This window comes from Cupriavidus sp. WS (assembly GCF_000395345.1).
GTDB classification, from domain to species: Bacteria; Pseudomonadota; Gammaproteobacteria; order Burkholderiales; family Burkholderiaceae; genus Cupriavidus; species Cupriavidus basilensis_B.
Window position 1 is genome coordinate 18,445 of sequence record NZ_AQPL01000242.1, and the last position, 15,419, is coordinate 33,863.

Sequence of the window (15,419 nt, forward strand, 5' to 3'; positions counted from 1 at the left end):
CGCTCAGGGCTGCGGCTGGCGGGTCAGGAGCATGGCGTCGCCGTAGCTGAAGAAGCGGTAGCGCTGCGCCACCGCGTGGCGGTAGGCGGCGCGGATGGGCTCCACGCCGGCCAGCGCCGAGACCAGCATCAGCAGCGTCGACTTGGGCAGGTGGAAGTTGGTGATGAGCGCGTCGACCACGCGGAAACGGTAGCCGGGCGTGATGAAGATGTCGGTGTCGCCCCGGCCCGCGGCCAGCGTGCCGTCGGCCGCGCCGGCCGATTCCAGCGCGCGCAGCGAGGTGGTACCGACCGCGATCACGCGCCCGCCGGCGGCGCGGGTCTCGCGCACGGCCCGGGCCAGGTCTGCGGAGATCTCGTACCACTCGGCGTGCATCTTGTGCTCGGCCAGGTTCTCGGTGCGCACCGGCTGGAAGGTGCCGGCGCCCACGTGCAGGGTCAGGAAGCCGCGCCGCACGCCGAGCGCGTCGAGCCGCGCGAACAGCGCTTCGTCGAAATGCAGGCCGGCGGTGGGCGCGGCCACCGCGCCGGGCGCGCGCGCGTAGACGGTCTGGTAGCGCGTCTCGTCGTAGGCGTCCGGGTCGTGGGTGATGTAGGGCGGCAGCGGCAGGCGGCCGTGCTGCTCGATCAGGTCCAGCGCCGGCGCGGGGAAGCGCAGCGTGAAGAACTGGTCCACGCGCGGGCCCACGGTGACGTCGAAGGCATCCGCGAGGCGCAGCCGGCTGCCCTCGGGCGGGGTCTTGGACGCGCGCACCTGGGCCAGCACGGTATGCGTGTCCAGCACGCGCTCGACCAGCACCTCGACCTTGCCGCCGCTGCCCTTGTGGCCGAAGAAGCGCGCCTTGATCACGCGCGTGTCGTTGAACACCAGCAGGTCCGACGGGCGCAGGTAGTCCACCACGTCGGCGAAACCGCGGTCCGCCATGCGCGTGGCGCCGGTCTGCGTGTCGGTTTCCACCACCAGCAGCCGGCTGGCGCCGCGGTCGGGCAGGGCGGTCTGCGCGATCAGTTCGGGCGGCAGCGGGAAATCGAAATCGGACAACGTCAGCGTCATGGGGGCAAAAGCGGGCAAAAACGGCGGCGGGCCGCGCAGTGGCGCGGCCGGCATAGGTACAATCGGCGAATCCGATATTGTAAGGCTTGGGGCGGCAGCGCCGCCCGGGCGCGCATGATATCGCCTATTTGCCGGCCGGTTGCGGCGCCTTGCGCGCCCGACGCCGCCGGCGCCAACCCGGACCGGCCTGCCGCCGCCTTCCTTTCGCCACCCCCAAGCCCGCCCGATGCCAGGAACCGCTCCCGACCCGACCCAGGAAACCACCGACAGCCCCGCGCCCGCCGCGGGCAAGCCGGGGCGGCCGGGCAAGGCCGGGGCGGCCAAGGGCGCGGCCGGCAAGCCGTCCTCGGCGATGGCGCGCCTGCACAAGCTCGGCCTGCGGCGCGACGTCGACCTCGTGCTGCACCTGCCGATGCGCTACGAGGACGAGACCACGCTGCTGCCGATCGCCGAGGCGATCCGGCGCGCCGGGCTGGGCCTGACGGCGCAGGTCGAGGGCGTGGTCACGTCCAACGAGGTCACGTTCCGCCCGCGCCGCCAGATGGTGGTGAAGATCGCCGACGACAGCGGCGAGCTGACGCTGCGCTTCCTCAATTTCTACGGCAACCAGGCCCAGCAGATGGCCGAAGGCGCCAGCCTGCGCGTGCGCGGCGAGGTGCGCGGCGGTTTCTTCGGCGCCGAGATGGTCCATCCCACGGTGCGCGCGGTGGCGCCCGGCGAGGCGCTGCCGGACCGCCTCACGCCGGTCTACCCGAGCACCGCCGGCATCCCGCAGGCCTACCTGCGCAAGGCCATCGGCGGCGCGCTGGGGCGCACGCCGCTGCCCGAGACGCTGCCGCAGCCGGTGTTGCAGGGCCCGCTGGCGCCGCTCAGGCTGCGGCCGCTGCCGGAATGCCTGCGCCTGCTGCACGCGCCGCCGCAGGAGGTGGACGAGCACGCGCTGAGCGAGCGCTCGCACCCGGCCTGGCAGCGCATCAAGTTCGACGAGCTGCTGGCCCAGCAGCTTTCGCTCAAGCGCTCGCAGGCCGCGCGCCGCGACAAGAGCGCGCCGCCCATGCCGCGCCGCGCCGGCGGCCTGCTCGGCGCCTTCCTCGACGCGCTGCCGTTCCGGCTCACCGGCGCGCAGCAGCGCGTGGTGGAGGAGATCGCCGCCGACATGGGCGCGCCGCACCCGATGCACCGCCTGCTGCAGGGCGACGTCGGCAGCGGCAAGACCATCGTCGCCGCGCTGGCCGCCTGCCAGGCCATCGACGCCGGCTACCAGGCCGCGCTGATGGCGCCCACCGAGATCCTGGCCGAGCAGCACTTCCGCAAGCTCTCGGCGTGGCTGGAGCCGCTCGGCGTGACGGTGGTGTGGCTGGCCGGCAGCCTCAAGGCGCGCGCCAAGCGCGAGGCCGCGGCGCGGGTGGAGTCGGGCGAGGCCCGGCTGGTCATCGGCACCCACGCGCTGATCCAGGACAGCGTGAAGTTCGCGCGGCTGGGCCTGTCGGTGGTGGACGAGCAGCACCGCTTCGGCGTGGCCCAGCGCCTGGCGCTGCGCGGCAAGGCCGAGGCGGACGCCGGCGAGGTCGCGCCGGCCGCGCGCGCCGAGACCGTGCCGCACCAGTTGATGATGTCGGCCACGCCGATCCCGCGCACGCTGGCCATGACCTACTACGCCGATCTCGACGTCTCCGTGATCGACGAGCTGCCGCCCGGGCGCAGCCCGGTGGTGACGCGGCTGGTCAACGACGCGCGCCGCGACGAGGTGATCGAGCGCGTGCACCACGCCGCCGCCGACGGCCGCCAGATCTACTGGGTCTGCCCGCTGATCGAGGAAAGCGAGGCGCTGCAACTGCAGACCGCGGTGGAAACCTACGAAACCCTGGTGGCGGCGCTGCCCGAGCTCAAGGTGGGCCTCGTGCACGGCCGCCTGCCGCCGGCCGAGAAGGCCGCGGTGATGGGCGACTTCATCGCCAACCGCCTGCAGGTGCTGGTCGCCACCACGGTGATCGAGGTCGGCGTGGACGTGCCCAACGCCTCGCTGATGGTGATCGAGCATGCCGAGCGCTTCGGCCTGGCCCAGCTGCACCAACTGCGCGGCCGGGTCGGGCGCGGCAGCGCCGAATCGGTCTGCCTGCTGATGTACCAGGCGCCGCTGTCGCCCACCGCGAAGGAACGCCTGGCCACCATGCGCGAGACCACCGACGGCTTCGAGATCGCCCGGCGCGACCTGCAGATCCGCGGCCCCGGCGAATTCCTCGGCGCGCGCCAGTCCGGCGAGGCGATGCTGCGCTTCGCCGACCTGGAAACCGACGCCTGGCTGGTCGACTACGCCCAGGAAGCCGCCGAGCTGATGCTGGCGCATTACCCCGAGGCGGTGGACGCGCACCTGCTGCGCTGGCTCGGCGGGCGCGAGCATTTCCTCAAGGCCTGACCCCGGGGACCGGGGCGTCCGGCGGCACCGAAGACGCTCAATGGTCACATATGACGGCAGTGAGATAGCCATGAAGCACCGCATGCGCCGCATCGACGGCGACCTCTGACAGAACCGTGATTCGAAGGTAAAATCTATCGCATAACGGGAATTGATAAGTCATGACGCTCACCGAACTCAAGTACATCGTCGCCGTGGCGCGCGAGCGCCATTTCGGCCGGGCCGCCGAAGCCTGCTTCGTGTCGCAGCCGACCCTGTCGGTTGCCATCAAGAAGCTGGAAGACGAGCTCAATGTGCAGATTTTCGAGCGCGGCACCTCCGAGGTGTCGGTGACGCCGATCGGCGAGCAGATCGTGGCGCAGGCCCAGCGCGTGCTGGAGCAGACGATGGCCATCCGCGAGATCGCCAAGCAGGGCAAGGACCCGCTGGCCGGGCCGCTGCGCCTGGGGGTGATCTATACCATCGGGCCCTACCTGCTGCCCTCGCTGGTCAAGGAGATGATCCAGACCGTGCCGCAGATGCCGCTGATGCTGCAGGAGAACTACACGGTCAAGCTGATCGAGCTGCTCAAGCAGGGCGAGATCGACTGCGCCATCATGGCCGAGCCGTTCGCCGACTCCGGCCTCACGGTGCAGCCGCTCTACGACGAGCCCTTCGTGGTGGCGGTGCCGCGCGGCCACCAGCTCGAGAAGGCCAGCCACGTCGATCCCGACGAGCTCAAGCAGCAGACCATGCTGCTGCTGGGCAGCGGCCACTGCTTCCGCGACCAGGTGCTGGGCGTGTGCCCGGAACTGTCGCGCTTCTCGCAGGCCGCCGACGGCATCCAGAAGACCTTCGAGGGCTCCTCGCTGGAAACCATCCGCCACATGGTGGCCAGCGGCGTCGGCATCACGGTGCTGCCGCGCACCTCGGTGCCCGATCTCAAGCCGAACAAGAACGACCTGCTGGCCTACGTGCCGTTCACCGACCCGGTGCCCGACCGGCGCGTGGTGCTGGCCTGGCGCAAGAGCTTCACCCGCCTGCCGGCGATGGAAGCGCTGCGCCGCGCGGTGGCCGCGTGCGACCTGCCCGGCGTGAGCAAGCTGGCCGCCAAGGAACTGGCCGAGGCCGCCTGAGCGGGGTCCCTGCGTTGCCTGTTCCGGGACGGACTTCCCGCCCGTCCCGCCGCGCTCTCCCGTCCCCCGTTTTCCGCCGATTTTTCGCCGATTTTTTGCCGATTTTTTGCCGATTTTTTGCCGATTCCGCGGCTCCGCCCGGAGGACATAGGTGACGTCTATTTCATAGTTAGAAATTATTGAATTTCAAATTTAATAGATTGTCCGTAGACTGCCTCCATCGACACATTGCGTGCCGATCATCCAGGGGAGCCACAGATGAACAGCATCGAATCCACCGACCGGGGCAACCTCCTGCGCACGCTGGCGGGCGCGGTGGCCGATTGTCTTGCCTGTTACGCCCGGGTGTACTGAAATTACCCGGCGGCTTGCCAAACCGGTTCCCCCAGCCAGAACTTCCCGATCACCCACAAAAGAGGTCATGATGAGCAAGGACAAGGACATTCTCACCACCGGCGCGGGCGCGCCGGTCGCCGACAACCAGAATTCCCAGACCGCCGGCCCACGCGGCCCCATGCTGCTGCAGGACGTGTGGTTCCTCGAAAAGCTCGCTCACTTCGACCGCGAGGTGATTCCCGAGCGGCGCGTGCACGCCAAGGGCTCCGGCGCCCACGGCACCTTCACCGTCACGCATGACATCAGCAAGTACAGCAAGGCCTCGGTGTTCGGCCAGGTCGGCAAGCAGACGCCGATCTTCATGCGCTTCTCCACCGTGGCCGGCGAGCGCGGCGCGGCCGATGCCGAGCGCGACGTGCGCGGCTTCTCGATCAAGTTCTACACCGACGAAGGCAACTGGGACGTGGTCGGCAACAACACGCCGGTGTTCTTCGTGCGCGACCCGCTCAAGTTCCCCGACTTCATCCACACCCAGAAGCGCAACCCGCGCACCAACCTGCGCGACGCCGTCGCCGTGTGGGATTTCTGGTCGCGCCATCCCGAATCGCTGCACCAGGTCACCATCCTGATGAGCGACCGCGGCCTGCCGCAGAACTACCGCCAGATCCACGGCTTCGGCTCGCACACGTATTCGCTCATCAACGCGGCCAACGAGCGCTTCTGGGTCAAGTTCCACTTCAAGTCGGCGCAGGGCATCGCCAACTGGACCAACGAGGAAGCCGCCAAGGTGGTGGCAGGCGACCGCGAGAGCGCCCAGCGCGACCTGTTCGAGAACATCGAGAAAGGCAACTTCCCGCGCTGGAACGTGCGCGTGCAGATCATGCCCGAGGCCGAGGCGGCCAGGTACCACATCAACCCGTTCGACCTCACCAAGGTGTGGCCGCACAAGGACTACCCGCTGATCGACGTGGGCGTGCTGGAGCTCAACCGCAACCCGGACAACTACTTCGCCGAGGTCGAGCAGGTGGCGATGAACCCGGCCAACGTGGTGCCCGGCATCGGCTTCTCGCCCGACAAGATGCTGCAGGGCCGGCTGTTCTCGTATGGCGACACGCAGCGCTACCGCCTGGGCGTGAACCACAACCAGATCCCGGTGAACGCGCCCAAGGTGCCGGTGCCGAACAGCTACCACCGCGACGGCGCGATGCGGGTGGACGGCAACCAGGGCGGCAAGCTGAACTACGAGCCCAACCGCCTGGGCGCCTACGCCGCCAGCGAGCGCGCCGCGGAACCGCCGCTGGCGCTGGACGGGCAGGCCGCCGACCACTGGGACCACCGCGTCGACGGCGACTACTACAGCCAGCCCGGCGCGCTGTTCCGCCTGTTCGACGAGGCGCAGCGCCAGCGCCTGTACGCGAACATCGCGGCGGCCATGCAGGGCGTGCCCGAAGACATCGTGCGCGTGCAGATCGAGCACTTCACCAAGGCCGACCCGGCCTACGGCGAGGGCGTCAAGCGCGCGCTCAACCTGAAGTAACCGAAGTCACACCCCGGCCCGTGCCGGCGCCCCGGGGGGCGCCGGCCGGACGGCAACGCAAGGAGAACCATCATGGCCATGATCGACCTGTTCGTCAGCGAGTTGCAGCAACTGCGCCACGACGCGCACGACCGCGCCGGCCATGCCGATGCGGCGCGCCTGCAGCGCAAGCTGTGGCGCAAGGAAATCGGCATGGCGGTGATCGCGCTGGGCGCCGCCGCGATGTTCCTGGATGCCGCGCGGACTTTCACCGGCGGTTTGTCCGTCTTCGGTGGGTGATGCCATAATGTGCGGGTTGTGCCGCGTCCGAGTCGCGCGGCAGTTTTCGTGGCCACCCCCAGATCTGGAGCGTACCTATCATGGCAAAGAAAAATGAGATGAGCGTCAACATCGGTATTTCCGACAAAGAACGCAAGAAGATCGCAGAAGGTCTCTCGAAGCTGCTGGCGGATACCTACACGCTCTATCTCAAGACCCACAACTTCCACTGGAACGTCACGGGTCCGATGTTCAACACGCTGCACCTGATGTTCGAGACCCAGTACAACGAGCTGGCGCTGGCGGTGGACTCCATCGCCGAGCGCATCCGCGCGCTGGGCTACCCGGCGCCGGGCACCTACAAGGAATACGCCCGCCTGTCGTCGATCGCCGAGGAAGAGGGCGTGCCCGAAGCCACCGAGATGATCCGCAAGCTGGTCGAAGGCCAGGAAGCCGTGGTGCGCACCGCGCGCTCGCTGTTCCCGGTGATCGACGCCGCCGGCGACGAACCCTCGGCCGACCTGCTGACCCAGCGCATGCAGACGCACGAAAAGACCGCGTGGATGCTGCGCTCGATGCTGGCCTGAGTTGCCGGTCGGCGCCGGCCGGCGCCGCTGACGGGGGCGCCGGAAGGCCGGTCGCCCCTCCGCCGACTGCCGGCGAGCGTCAATCGCGTGTCACGCGCCTGTCATCCGGGCGCGTTCCCCGCGCCGCCTGACCGCCTGACCATCAGCCGCCTCGCGCGCCGCGCCTCGACCGGGCTGCGGCGCGTTTTTCGTTCAACGTCCCAGCTTTTCCGTCCGCCCTCCGCATCGCGGACCCCTGCCATGCTCGAACGCCTCGCCCTGTACGCGCGCCTGGTGCGCATCGACAAGCCCATCGGCACGCTGCTGCTGCTGTGGCCCACGCTGTGGGCGCTGTGGATGGCCGCCGGCGGGCCGCCCGCGTGGGGCCTGTTCTGGATCTTCTTCGCCGGCACCTTCCTGATGCGCTCGGCCGGCTGCGCCATGAACGACTGGGCCGACCGCGACTTCGACAAGCACGTCAAGCGCACGAAGGAACGCCCGCTCACGGCCGGCAAGATCGCCGCGTGGGAAGCCATCGCGGTGGCGGCGGTGCTGGCGCTGCTGGCCTTCGTGCTGATCCTGCCGCTCAACGCGCTGACCAAATGGCTGGCGGTGGCGGCGGCCATCATCGCGGCCACCTATCCGTTCTTCAAGCGCTTCTTCGCCATTCCGCAGGCCTATCTCGGCATCGCCTTCGGCTTCGGCATCCCGATGGCCTTCGCCGCCGTGCGCGGCGAGGTGCCCGCGGTGGCGTGGATCATGCTGCTGGCCAACGTGTTCTGGGCGGTGGCCTACGATACCGCCTACGCGATGGTCGACCGCGACGACGACCTGCTGATCGGCATGAAGACCTCGGCCATCACCTTCGGCCGCTTCGACGTGGCGGCCATCATGCTGTGCTACGCCGCCTTCCTCGGCCTGATGGCGTGGGCCGGCGCCCGGCTCGGGCTGGGCTGGCCCTACTGGGCCGGGCTGGCGGCCGCGGCCGTCTGCGTGGCCTATCACTACACGCTGATCCGCGGCCGCGACCGCATGCAATGCTTCGCCGCGTTCCGCCACAACAACTGGCTCGGCGCGTTCGTGTTCGCGGGGACGGCGGCGGCCTACGCGCTGCGCTGATTCCTGGGGAGGACACCTTGCCTGGGCCCGCCCGCGCGGTGCTGGCCCATCCGCCGGCTTCGGCTGGTGCCCCGGAATCGCGGGTTTGCGCCGCGTTTTCCTGCGCTTTGCTTTCCCGGCTCAGTCCTTGCCGAATTCCGCGCCCATTTCCGCCGCGCGCGCGGCGGCCGCGTGCATGGCTTTCACGAAAGCGTCACCGATGCCCGAGGCCTGCATCGACATCAGCGCCGCGTAAGTGGTGCCGCCCTTCGACGTCACGCGCTCGCGCAGCACGCTGACCGGCTCCGCCGACTGCGCGGCCAGCGCGGCGGCGCCGCGGAAGGTCTCCACCGCCAGCGCGCGTCCCTGCGCGGCGCTCAGGCCGAGTTCGGTGGCGGCCTTTTCCATCGCCTCGACAAAGTAGAAGACATAGGCCGGGCCGCTGCCGGAGATCGCGGTGACGGCGTCGATCTGCGCGTCGCCTTCCACCCATTCGCACTTGCCGACCGCTTCGGCCAGCGCGCCGGCGATCGCGCGGTCGCGCTCGCCGAGGCCGGGCGCGGCGGCCAGGCCCGTCATGCCGATGCCGGCCAGCGCCGGGGTGTTGGGCATGGCGCGCACCAGGCGCGCGTGGCCGCCGAACCAGCGCTGCATGTCGGACAGGCGGATGCCGGCGGCCACGCTGACGATCAGGTTGTCGGCGAGATACGGCGCCAGCGACGCGGCGGCGTCGCGGAACTGCTGCGGCTTGACCGCCAGCACCAGCACGTCGCTGGCGCCGAAGGCGGCGTCGGGCGCGGCGGCGGCATGCACGCCGTGGTCGCGCCGCAGGCGCGCCCGGGCGTCCTCGAACGGGTCGACCACGCGGATCGAGGTGGCGGGCACGCCGCGGGCGATCAGGCCGCCGATCAGGGCGGTGGCCATGTTGCCGCCGCCGAGGAAGCCGAAGGTGAGGGTGTCGAGCATCGCTTGTCTTTGTCTCTGGCTGGAATTCGGAAAGGGGCCGCCGGCGGGCGGGTGGCAATCAGCCGTGCGTGGCGCTGGCCTGGGGCGCGCGGCCGTGGTCGCGGCCGCCGAAGATCGCAGTGCCGATGCGCACCAGGGTGGCGCCTTCGGCGATGGCGGCCTCCATGTCCGCGGACATGCCCATCGACAGCGTGTCCACGTCCAGGCCCTGCGCGCGCAGGGTTTCGAGCAGCGCGCGCATGGCCGCGAACGGCCGGCGCTGCGCGGCGGCATCGGCGGCCGGCTCGGGAATCGCCATCAGCCCGCGCAGCCGCAGCCCGGGCAGCGCCGCCACGGCGCGCGCCAGCGCGGGCACTTCCGCCGGGGTCACGCCGCTTTTGCTGGTTTCGCCGCTGATATTGACCTGGAGGCAGACCTGCAGCGGCGGCAGTCCCGCCGGGCGCTGCGCCGACAGCCGCTCGGCGATGCGCAGGCGGTCCACCGCGTGGACCCAGTCGAAGCGCTCGGCCACCACGCGCGTCTTGTTGCTTTGCAGGGGGCCGATGAAATGCCAGCTGATGGCATCGCGCAGGTCGGCCAGTTGCCCGATCTTGTCGGCGCCTTCCTGCACGTAGTTTTCGCCGAAGGCGCGCTGGCCGGCGTCGAAGGCGGCCCGCACGGCATCCGCCGGGAAGGTCTTGGAAACCGCCAGCAGGGTGACGTCGGCGGCCACCCGTCCGGCCTGTTGTGCGGCTGCCGCGATGCGCCGGTGCACGGCTTGCAAGTTGGCGGCGATTACAGACATAATCCGGCGAACATATCAAGAAGTACAACAAAGTACGACAAAAAAGGGTGGGGTCATTATAGATGGACATCGCGCAGCTATTGGCTTTCGCCGTCAAGAACAAGGCGTCCGATCTTCATCTGTCCGCGGACATGCCGCCGATGGTCCGCATCCACGGCGACATGCGCCGCATCAACGTGGCCGCGATGGCGCACAAGGACGTCCACGCCATGGTGTACGACATCATGAGCGACACCCAGCGCAAACAGTATGAAGAACGCCTGGAGATCGACTTCTCGTTCGAGATCGCCGGGCTTTCGCGCTTCCGCGTCAACGCATTCAACACGCAGCGCGGCGCGGCCGCGGTGTTCCGGACCATTCCCTCCAAGGTGCTGACGCTGGAAGACCTGCGCGCGCCGGCGGTGTTCGCCGACCTGTGCATGAAGCCGCGCGGCCTGGTGCTGGTGACGGGGCCCACCGGCTCGGGCAAGTCGACCACGCTGGCGGCGATGGTGGACCACCGCAACGACCACGACATGGGCCACATCCTGACCGTGGAAGACCCGATCGAGTTCGTGCATACCTCGAAGAAGAGCCTGATCAACCAGCGCGAGCTGGGGCCGCACACGCATTCGTTCGCCAACGCGCTGCGCTCGGCGCTGCGCGAGGACCCGGACGTGGTGCTGGTGGGCGAGCTGCGCGACCTGGAAACCATCCGCCTGGCGCTGACCGCCGCGGAAACCGGCCACCTGGTGTTCGCCACGCTGCACACCAGCTCGGCGGCCAAGACCATCGACCGGATCGTCGACGTGTTCCCGCCCGAGGAAAAGGACATGGTGCGCACCATGCTGTCCGAATCGCTCGAGGCGGTGATCTCGCAGACGCTGCTCAAGACGCGCGACGGCAACGGCCGCACCGCGGCGCATGAGATCATGATCGCCACGCCGGCCATCCGCCACCTGATCCGCGAGAACAAGATCGCGCAGATGTACTCGATGATGCAGACCAGCAGCGGCATGGGCATGCAGACGCTGGACCAGTGCCTGTCGGACCTGATCAAGCGCGGGCTGATCGGCTACACCGACGCGCGCGCCATCGCCAAGAACCCAGACTCCTTCACGGGCTGAGGCGCGGCCGCGCCGCCGATCCCACACCCGACCGCCGTACCCGAAACAGGTAACTGCCATGCTGGACCGCGAATCCGCCGCCAAGTACATCAACGACCTGCTCGAGCTGATGGTGAACAACCGCGGCTCGGACCTGTTCATCACCGCCGAATTCCCGCCCGCGATCAAGGTCGACGGCAAGATCACGCCGGTCTCGCAGCAGCCGCTGATTCCGGCGCAGGCGCTCGACCTGGTGCATTCCATCATGAACGAGCGCCAGATCGCGGAGTTCGACCACAGCCACGAATGCAACTTCGCGATCTCGGTGCAGGGCGCCGGGCGCTTCCGCGTCTCCGCCTTCATCCAGCAGGGCAAGGCCGGCATGGTGGTGCGGACCATCAACACGCGCATCCCGTCGGTCGACGAGCTCGACCTGCCGCCGACGCTGCACGACATCGTGATGGCCAAGCGCGGCCTGGTGATCGTCACCGGCGCCACCGGCTCGGGCAAGTCCACCTCGCTGGCGGCCATGCTCGACCACCGCAACGCGCATTCCTACGGGCACATCATCACCATCGAGGACCCGATCGAATACGTGCACGCGCACCAGAACTGCATCGTCACGCAGCGCGAGGTGGGCATCGACACCGAGTCCTGGCACATCGCGCTGAAGAACACGCTGCGCCAGGCGCCCGACGTGATCCTGATCGGCGAAATCCGCGACCGCGAGACCATGGAATACGCGATGCAGTACGCCGAGACCGGCCACCTGTGCCTGGCCACGCTGCACGCCAACAACGCCAACCAGGCCATCGACCGCATCGTCAACTTCTTCCCCGAGGAAAAGCGCCAGCAACTGCTGATCGACCTGTCGCTCAACCTCAAGGCGATGATTTCGCAGCGGCTGCTGCCGCGCAAGGGCCAGAAGGGCCGCGTGCCGGCGGTGGAGATCATGATCGGCACACCGCTGGTGGCCGACCTGATCTTCAAGGGCGAGATCCACGCGCTCAAGGAAGTCATCAAGAAATCGCGCGAGCAGGGCATGGTGTCGTTCGACCAGGCGCTGTTCGACCTCCACGAGTCCGGCAAGATCAGCTATGAAGACGCGCTGAAGAACGCCGACTCGCTCAACGACCTGCGCCTGATGATCAAGCTGCATGGTTCGCGCGACCGCGAGAGCGATCTCGGCGCCGGCACCGAGCACCTCAACGTCATCTGAAGCCGGCGCGCCGCGCGGGCCAACCAAGGAGTGCCGCCATGAGCAACGTCTACCAGTTCGAAGCCAGTTCGCTTGCCGGCGATGCGGTGCCGCTGTCGCGCTTCGCCGGCAAGGTACTGCTGGTCGTCAACACCGCCAGCGAATGCGGTTTCACGCCGCAGTACGCGGGCCTGCAGGCGCTGCAGGAGCAATACGGCGCGGGCGGCCTGGAAGTGCTGGGTTTCCCGTGCAACCAGTTCGGCAAGCAGGAGCCCGGCGACGCCGCGCAGATCGGTCAGTTCTGCGAGGCGCGCTTCCACGTCACCTTCCCGATGTTCGCCAAGATCGACGTCAACGGCGCCAACGCGCATCCGCTGTACCGCTGGCTGACCTCGGAGAAGCCCGGCGTGCTCGGCATCGAGGCGATCAAGTGGAATTTCACCAAGTTCCTGCTGCGCCGCGACGGCACGGTGTTCAAGCGCTACGCGCCGACCACCAAGCCCGAGGACATCAAGGCCGACATCGAGACGCTGCTGGCCGAGCCGGCGTAAGCCGCATCGCCGGCACCATCGACGCTACGCGCGCGCGGGGTTGTCGCCGCCCGCGCCGCTGGCCTGCACCGCGCGCAGGAAGCCGTTGAGCGAGCGGTCCGGCGTTTCGTGGAAGCGGTCGTCGAGCATGATGATGCTGCGGCAGCGGTCCAGGCGGAAGCTGCGGTAGTCGGTGCGCGTGGTGCACCACGCCGCCAGCAGCCAGTTGTTGCCCCAGAAGAACAGGCCGAGCGGCTGCACCACGCGGTCGGTGGCGCGCTGCTGCGCGTCGGTATAGTCCAGGCGCAGCAGGCGCTGGGCGTTCATGGCGCCGTGCACCACGTCGAAGGCGTCGCGCACCTGGGGATGGTTGACGAACTCGGGCGCGAACACGCGGCTTTGCTGCGCCGCGAGGCGCCGCGCCGGCGGCAGCGCGGCCACCAGCTTCTCCAGCGCGGGATCGGCCGCGGCGGCCAGCGCGCCGCCGCCCCAGGCCTTGAGCAGGCGCAGCCCGGCCACCAGTGCCTCGACTTCCAGGGCGGTGAACATCAGCGGGGGAACGTCGTAGTCCGCGCGCAGCCGGTAGCCGATGCCCGCCTCGCCCTCGACCGGCACGCCCGACAGCGACAGCGCCTGGATGTCCCGGTACACCGTGCGCTCGGACACGCCGAGCCGCTGCGCCAGCAGCGCCGCCGTGGTCAGGCGGCGCCCGCGCAGCACCTGCACGATCTGGAAAAGGCGGTCGGCGCGGCGGCTCATCGGACTCGGTTCATGTCTCGGGCGGAAAGGTTGGCAATGGCGCGCCTGTTGGCGGCGCTTCCGGCCGGCCTGTTCAGCCGGCCAGCGGCTGGTGCAGGCCGATGCGGTTGCCTTCGGTATCGATGATATGCGCGATGTGGCCGATGTCGCCAGGCAGCTGCAGCGGGCCGAACACGGTCTTGCCGCCCGCGGCCTGCGCGCGCGCCAGCAGCGCCACCAGCCCCGGCGCGTGCAGGTAGGGCACGCAGCCGTCGGCCGAGGGCCGGAATGACTCGCCCGCCACCAGCGCGCCGCCGGGCTCCATGTTGTCGAATATCGCCATGTCCATCTGCTCCATCATTTCGCGCTTGAGGCGGGTCTGGAATACCTGCTCGTAGAAACGGATGGCGCGCGGCATGTCGGCGACGGGGATTTCAAGCCAGTTGATCAGTCCACTCATGATGACCTCCTTGCGGTCGGGTTGGAGAGGCCGATCATGCGCGGGGGCTCCTGACAACGTGCTGTCAGCAGCGATTTGTGCGGCTGCCGCCGCCCTGTGCGCGACCGCGCTCAGCGCGGCATCCACGCCGCCAGCACCGGCACCATCACCGCCGTCAGCACGCCGTTCAGACCCATGCCGAGCGCGGCGAAGGCGCCCGCTTCCTGGTTGACCTGGAACGCGCGCGCGGTGCCGATGCCGTGCGCCGCCAGCCCGGTGGCGAAGCCGCGCACGGTGTAGTCGGTGATGCGCAGCAGGTTCAGCAGCCGCGTCGCGCTGACCGCGCCGATGATGCCGGTCAGCATCACCAGCACCGCGGTGAGCGAGGGCAGCCCGCCGATCTTCTCGGCCACGCCCATCGCGATCGGGATGGTGACCGACTTGGGCGCGAGCGAGCGGATCGTCTCCGGCGACGCGCCCAGCAGCCAGGCGATGCCCACCGCCGAGACCACCGCCACCAGCGAGCCCGCCAGCAGCCCGCCCAGCAGCGGCAGCACGTGGCGGCGCAGCTTGGGCAGCTGCAGGTAGAGCGGCACCGCCAGCGCCACCGTGGCCGGCCCGAGCAGGAAGTGCACGAACTGCGCGCCGTCGAAGTAGGTCTTGTACGGCGTGCCGGTCACGGTCAGCAGCGTGACCAGGATCGCCACCGCGATCATCACCGGGTTGGCCAGCGGCGAGAAGCGCGCGCGCTCGTAGATGCGGAACGCGAACACGTAGGCCAGCAGCGTGGCGGTCAGGCCCAGCAGCGGGCTGGCCGCCAGGTAGACCCAGATCTCGTTGAGGCGCGGCGTCATCATGCGCGCTCTCCGTTGCCGCCGTGCGCGCGGCGCATCAGCGCGCGCGCCACCAGCGCGGTGGTGGCGATGGCCAGCCAGGTCGACAGCACCAGCGCCACCACGATCGGCAGCCACTCGCCGCCGATGCGGTGCGCATGCACCATGATGCCGACGCCGGCCGGCACGAACAGCAGCGACAGGTGCTTGAGCAGCTCGGAGGTGGTGCCCTGGATCACCGGCAGGATGCGGTCGTCGATGGCGAGCCAGCAGAACAGCAGGATCATGCCGATCACCGGGCCGGGCACGGGCAGGCTCAGGGCATAGCTGAGGGCTTCCCCGACGGACTGGAAGACGAGGAGGATGGCGAAGGTCTGGAGCATGGCGAAGGGCACGCCGGAGCGTGCGGATCTGGGGCAGCCGCATGGTAACCCGGCGCGGCCTTGCCGGCGGGCCGCGCCGGCAAG

16 protein-coding genes are annotated in these 15,419 nt (G+C 69.3%); 9 read left to right on the forward strand and 7 right to left on the reverse strand.

The annotated features are described in order from the left end of the window. Positions 1-3 precede the first annotated feature (3 nt). Entirely contained in the window at positions 4-1,053 is a 1,050-nt protein-coding gene (gene queA / locus K206_RS0119875) for a tRNA preQ1(34) S-adenosylmethionine ribosyltransferase-isomerase QueA (RefSeq protein ID WP_020204144.1), read from the reverse strand. Positions 1,054-1,279: 226 nt separating this feature from the next. On the opposite strand from queA, the gene recG reads away from it, so the two are divergent. From recG to ubiA, 6 genes are all read left to right on the forward strand, one after another. After that, positions 1,280-3,469, forward strand: coding sequence for an ATP-dependent DNA helicase RecG (recG, locus tag K206_RS0119880; RefSeq protein ID WP_020204145.1), 2,190 nt, complete (start codon positions 1,280-1,282; stop codon positions 3,467-3,469). A gap of 161 nt (positions 3,470-3,630) precedes the next feature. Continuing rightward, a complete protein-coding gene (locus tag K206_RS0119885; RefSeq protein WP_020204146.1) occupies positions 3,631-4,584 on the forward strand; it encodes a LysR substrate-binding domain-containing protein in 954 nt (317 codons plus the stop codon). Positions 4,585-5,008: 424 nt separating this feature from the next. Further along, positions 5,009-6,457: a catalase gene (locus K206_RS0119890; RefSeq protein WP_020204147.1), complete on the forward strand. Its 1,449-nt coding sequence runs from the start codon at positions 5,009-5,011 to the stop codon at positions 6,455-6,457. Between the two features lie 72 nt (positions 6,458-6,529). Then, the gene (locus K206_RS0119895) at positions 6,530-6,736 is read left to right on the forward strand and encodes a hypothetical protein (protein WP_020204148.1); all 207 of its coding nucleotides are present in this window, start codon (positions 6,530-6,532) and stop codon (positions 6,734-6,736) included. 80 nt (positions 6,737-6,816) lie between these two features. Then, entirely contained in the window at positions 6,817-7,302 is a 486-nt protein-coding gene (locus K206_RS0119900; RefSeq protein ID WP_029043847.1) for a Dps family protein, read from the forward strand. 240 nt (positions 7,303-7,542) lie between these two features. Beyond that, on the forward strand, positions 7,543-8,400 hold the full coding sequence (gene ubiA, locus K206_RS0119905; protein WP_020204150.1) for a 4-hydroxybenzoate octaprenyltransferase: 858 nt from the start codon (positions 7,543-7,545) through the stop codon (positions 8,398-8,400). A gap of 120 nt (positions 8,401-8,520) precedes the next feature. Here ubiA and proC read toward each other — a convergent pair whose 3' ends face one another. Together proC and K206_RS0119915 are read right to left on the reverse strand one after the other, a co-directional pair. Further along, positions 8,521-9,345: a pyrroline-5-carboxylate reductase gene (proC, locus tag K206_RS0119910; RefSeq protein WP_020204151.1), complete on the reverse strand. Its 825-nt coding sequence runs from the start codon at positions 9,343-9,345 to the stop codon at positions 8,521-8,523. Between the two features lie 58 nt (positions 9,346-9,403). Next, positions 9,404-10,129 carry a YggS family pyridoxal phosphate-dependent enzyme gene (locus K206_RS0119915; RefSeq protein ID WP_029043848.1) on the reverse strand — a complete coding sequence of 242 codons (726 nt, stop codon included), beginning with the start codon at positions 10,127-10,129 and terminating at the stop codon, positions 9,404-9,406. Positions 10,130-10,191: 62 nt separating this feature from the next. On the opposite strand from K206_RS0119915, the gene K206_RS0119920 reads away from it, so the two are divergent. From K206_RS0119920 to K206_RS0119930, 3 genes are read left to right on the forward strand one after another with little or no spacing between them, the layout of a single operon-like run. Next, positions 10,192-11,235, forward strand: coding sequence for a type IV pilus twitching motility protein PilT (locus K206_RS0119920; RefSeq protein ID WP_020204153.1), 1,044 nt, complete (start codon positions 10,192-10,194; stop codon positions 11,233-11,235). Between the two features lie 58 nt (positions 11,236-11,293). Further along, entirely contained in the window at positions 11,294-12,433 is a 1,140-nt protein-coding gene (locus K206_RS0119925) for a PilT/PilU family type 4a pilus ATPase (RefSeq protein WP_020204154.1), read from the forward strand. A 38-nt stretch (positions 12,434-12,471) separates the two neighbouring features. Further along, positions 12,472-12,963 carry a glutathione peroxidase gene (locus tag K206_RS0119930; RefSeq protein ID WP_020204155.1) on the forward strand — a complete coding sequence of 164 codons (492 nt, stop codon included), beginning with the start codon at positions 12,472-12,474 and terminating at the stop codon, positions 12,961-12,963. Positions 12,964-12,987: 24 nt separating this feature from the next. On the opposite strand, the gene K206_RS0119935 is transcribed toward K206_RS0119930, so the two are convergent. The 4 genes from K206_RS0119935 to K206_RS0119950 form a co-directional block, all read right to left on the reverse strand. Next, positions 12,988-13,701, reverse strand: a complete 714-nt coding sequence (locus K206_RS0119935) for a YafY family protein (protein WP_020204156.1) — start codon at positions 13,699-13,701, stop codon at positions 12,988-12,990. 73 nt (positions 13,702-13,774) lie between these two features. Continuing rightward, the gene (locus K206_RS0119940; protein ID WP_020204157.1) at positions 13,775-14,140 is read right to left on the reverse strand and encodes a VOC family protein; all 366 of its coding nucleotides are present in this window, start codon (positions 14,138-14,140) and stop codon (positions 13,775-13,777) included. A gap of 110 nt (positions 14,141-14,250) precedes the next feature. Further along, on the reverse strand, positions 14,251-14,976 hold the full coding sequence (locus K206_RS0119945; RefSeq protein WP_020204158.1) for an LrgB family protein: 726 nt from the start codon (positions 14,974-14,976) through the stop codon (positions 14,251-14,253). Beyond that, positions 14,973-15,335, reverse strand: coding sequence for a CidA/LrgA family protein (locus K206_RS0119950; protein WP_020423849.1), 363 nt, complete (start codon positions 15,333-15,335; stop codon positions 14,973-14,975). The genes K206_RS0119945 and K206_RS0119950 overlap by 4 nt, the downstream gene beginning before the upstream one ends. Positions 15,336-15,419: the final 84 nt, after the last annotated feature.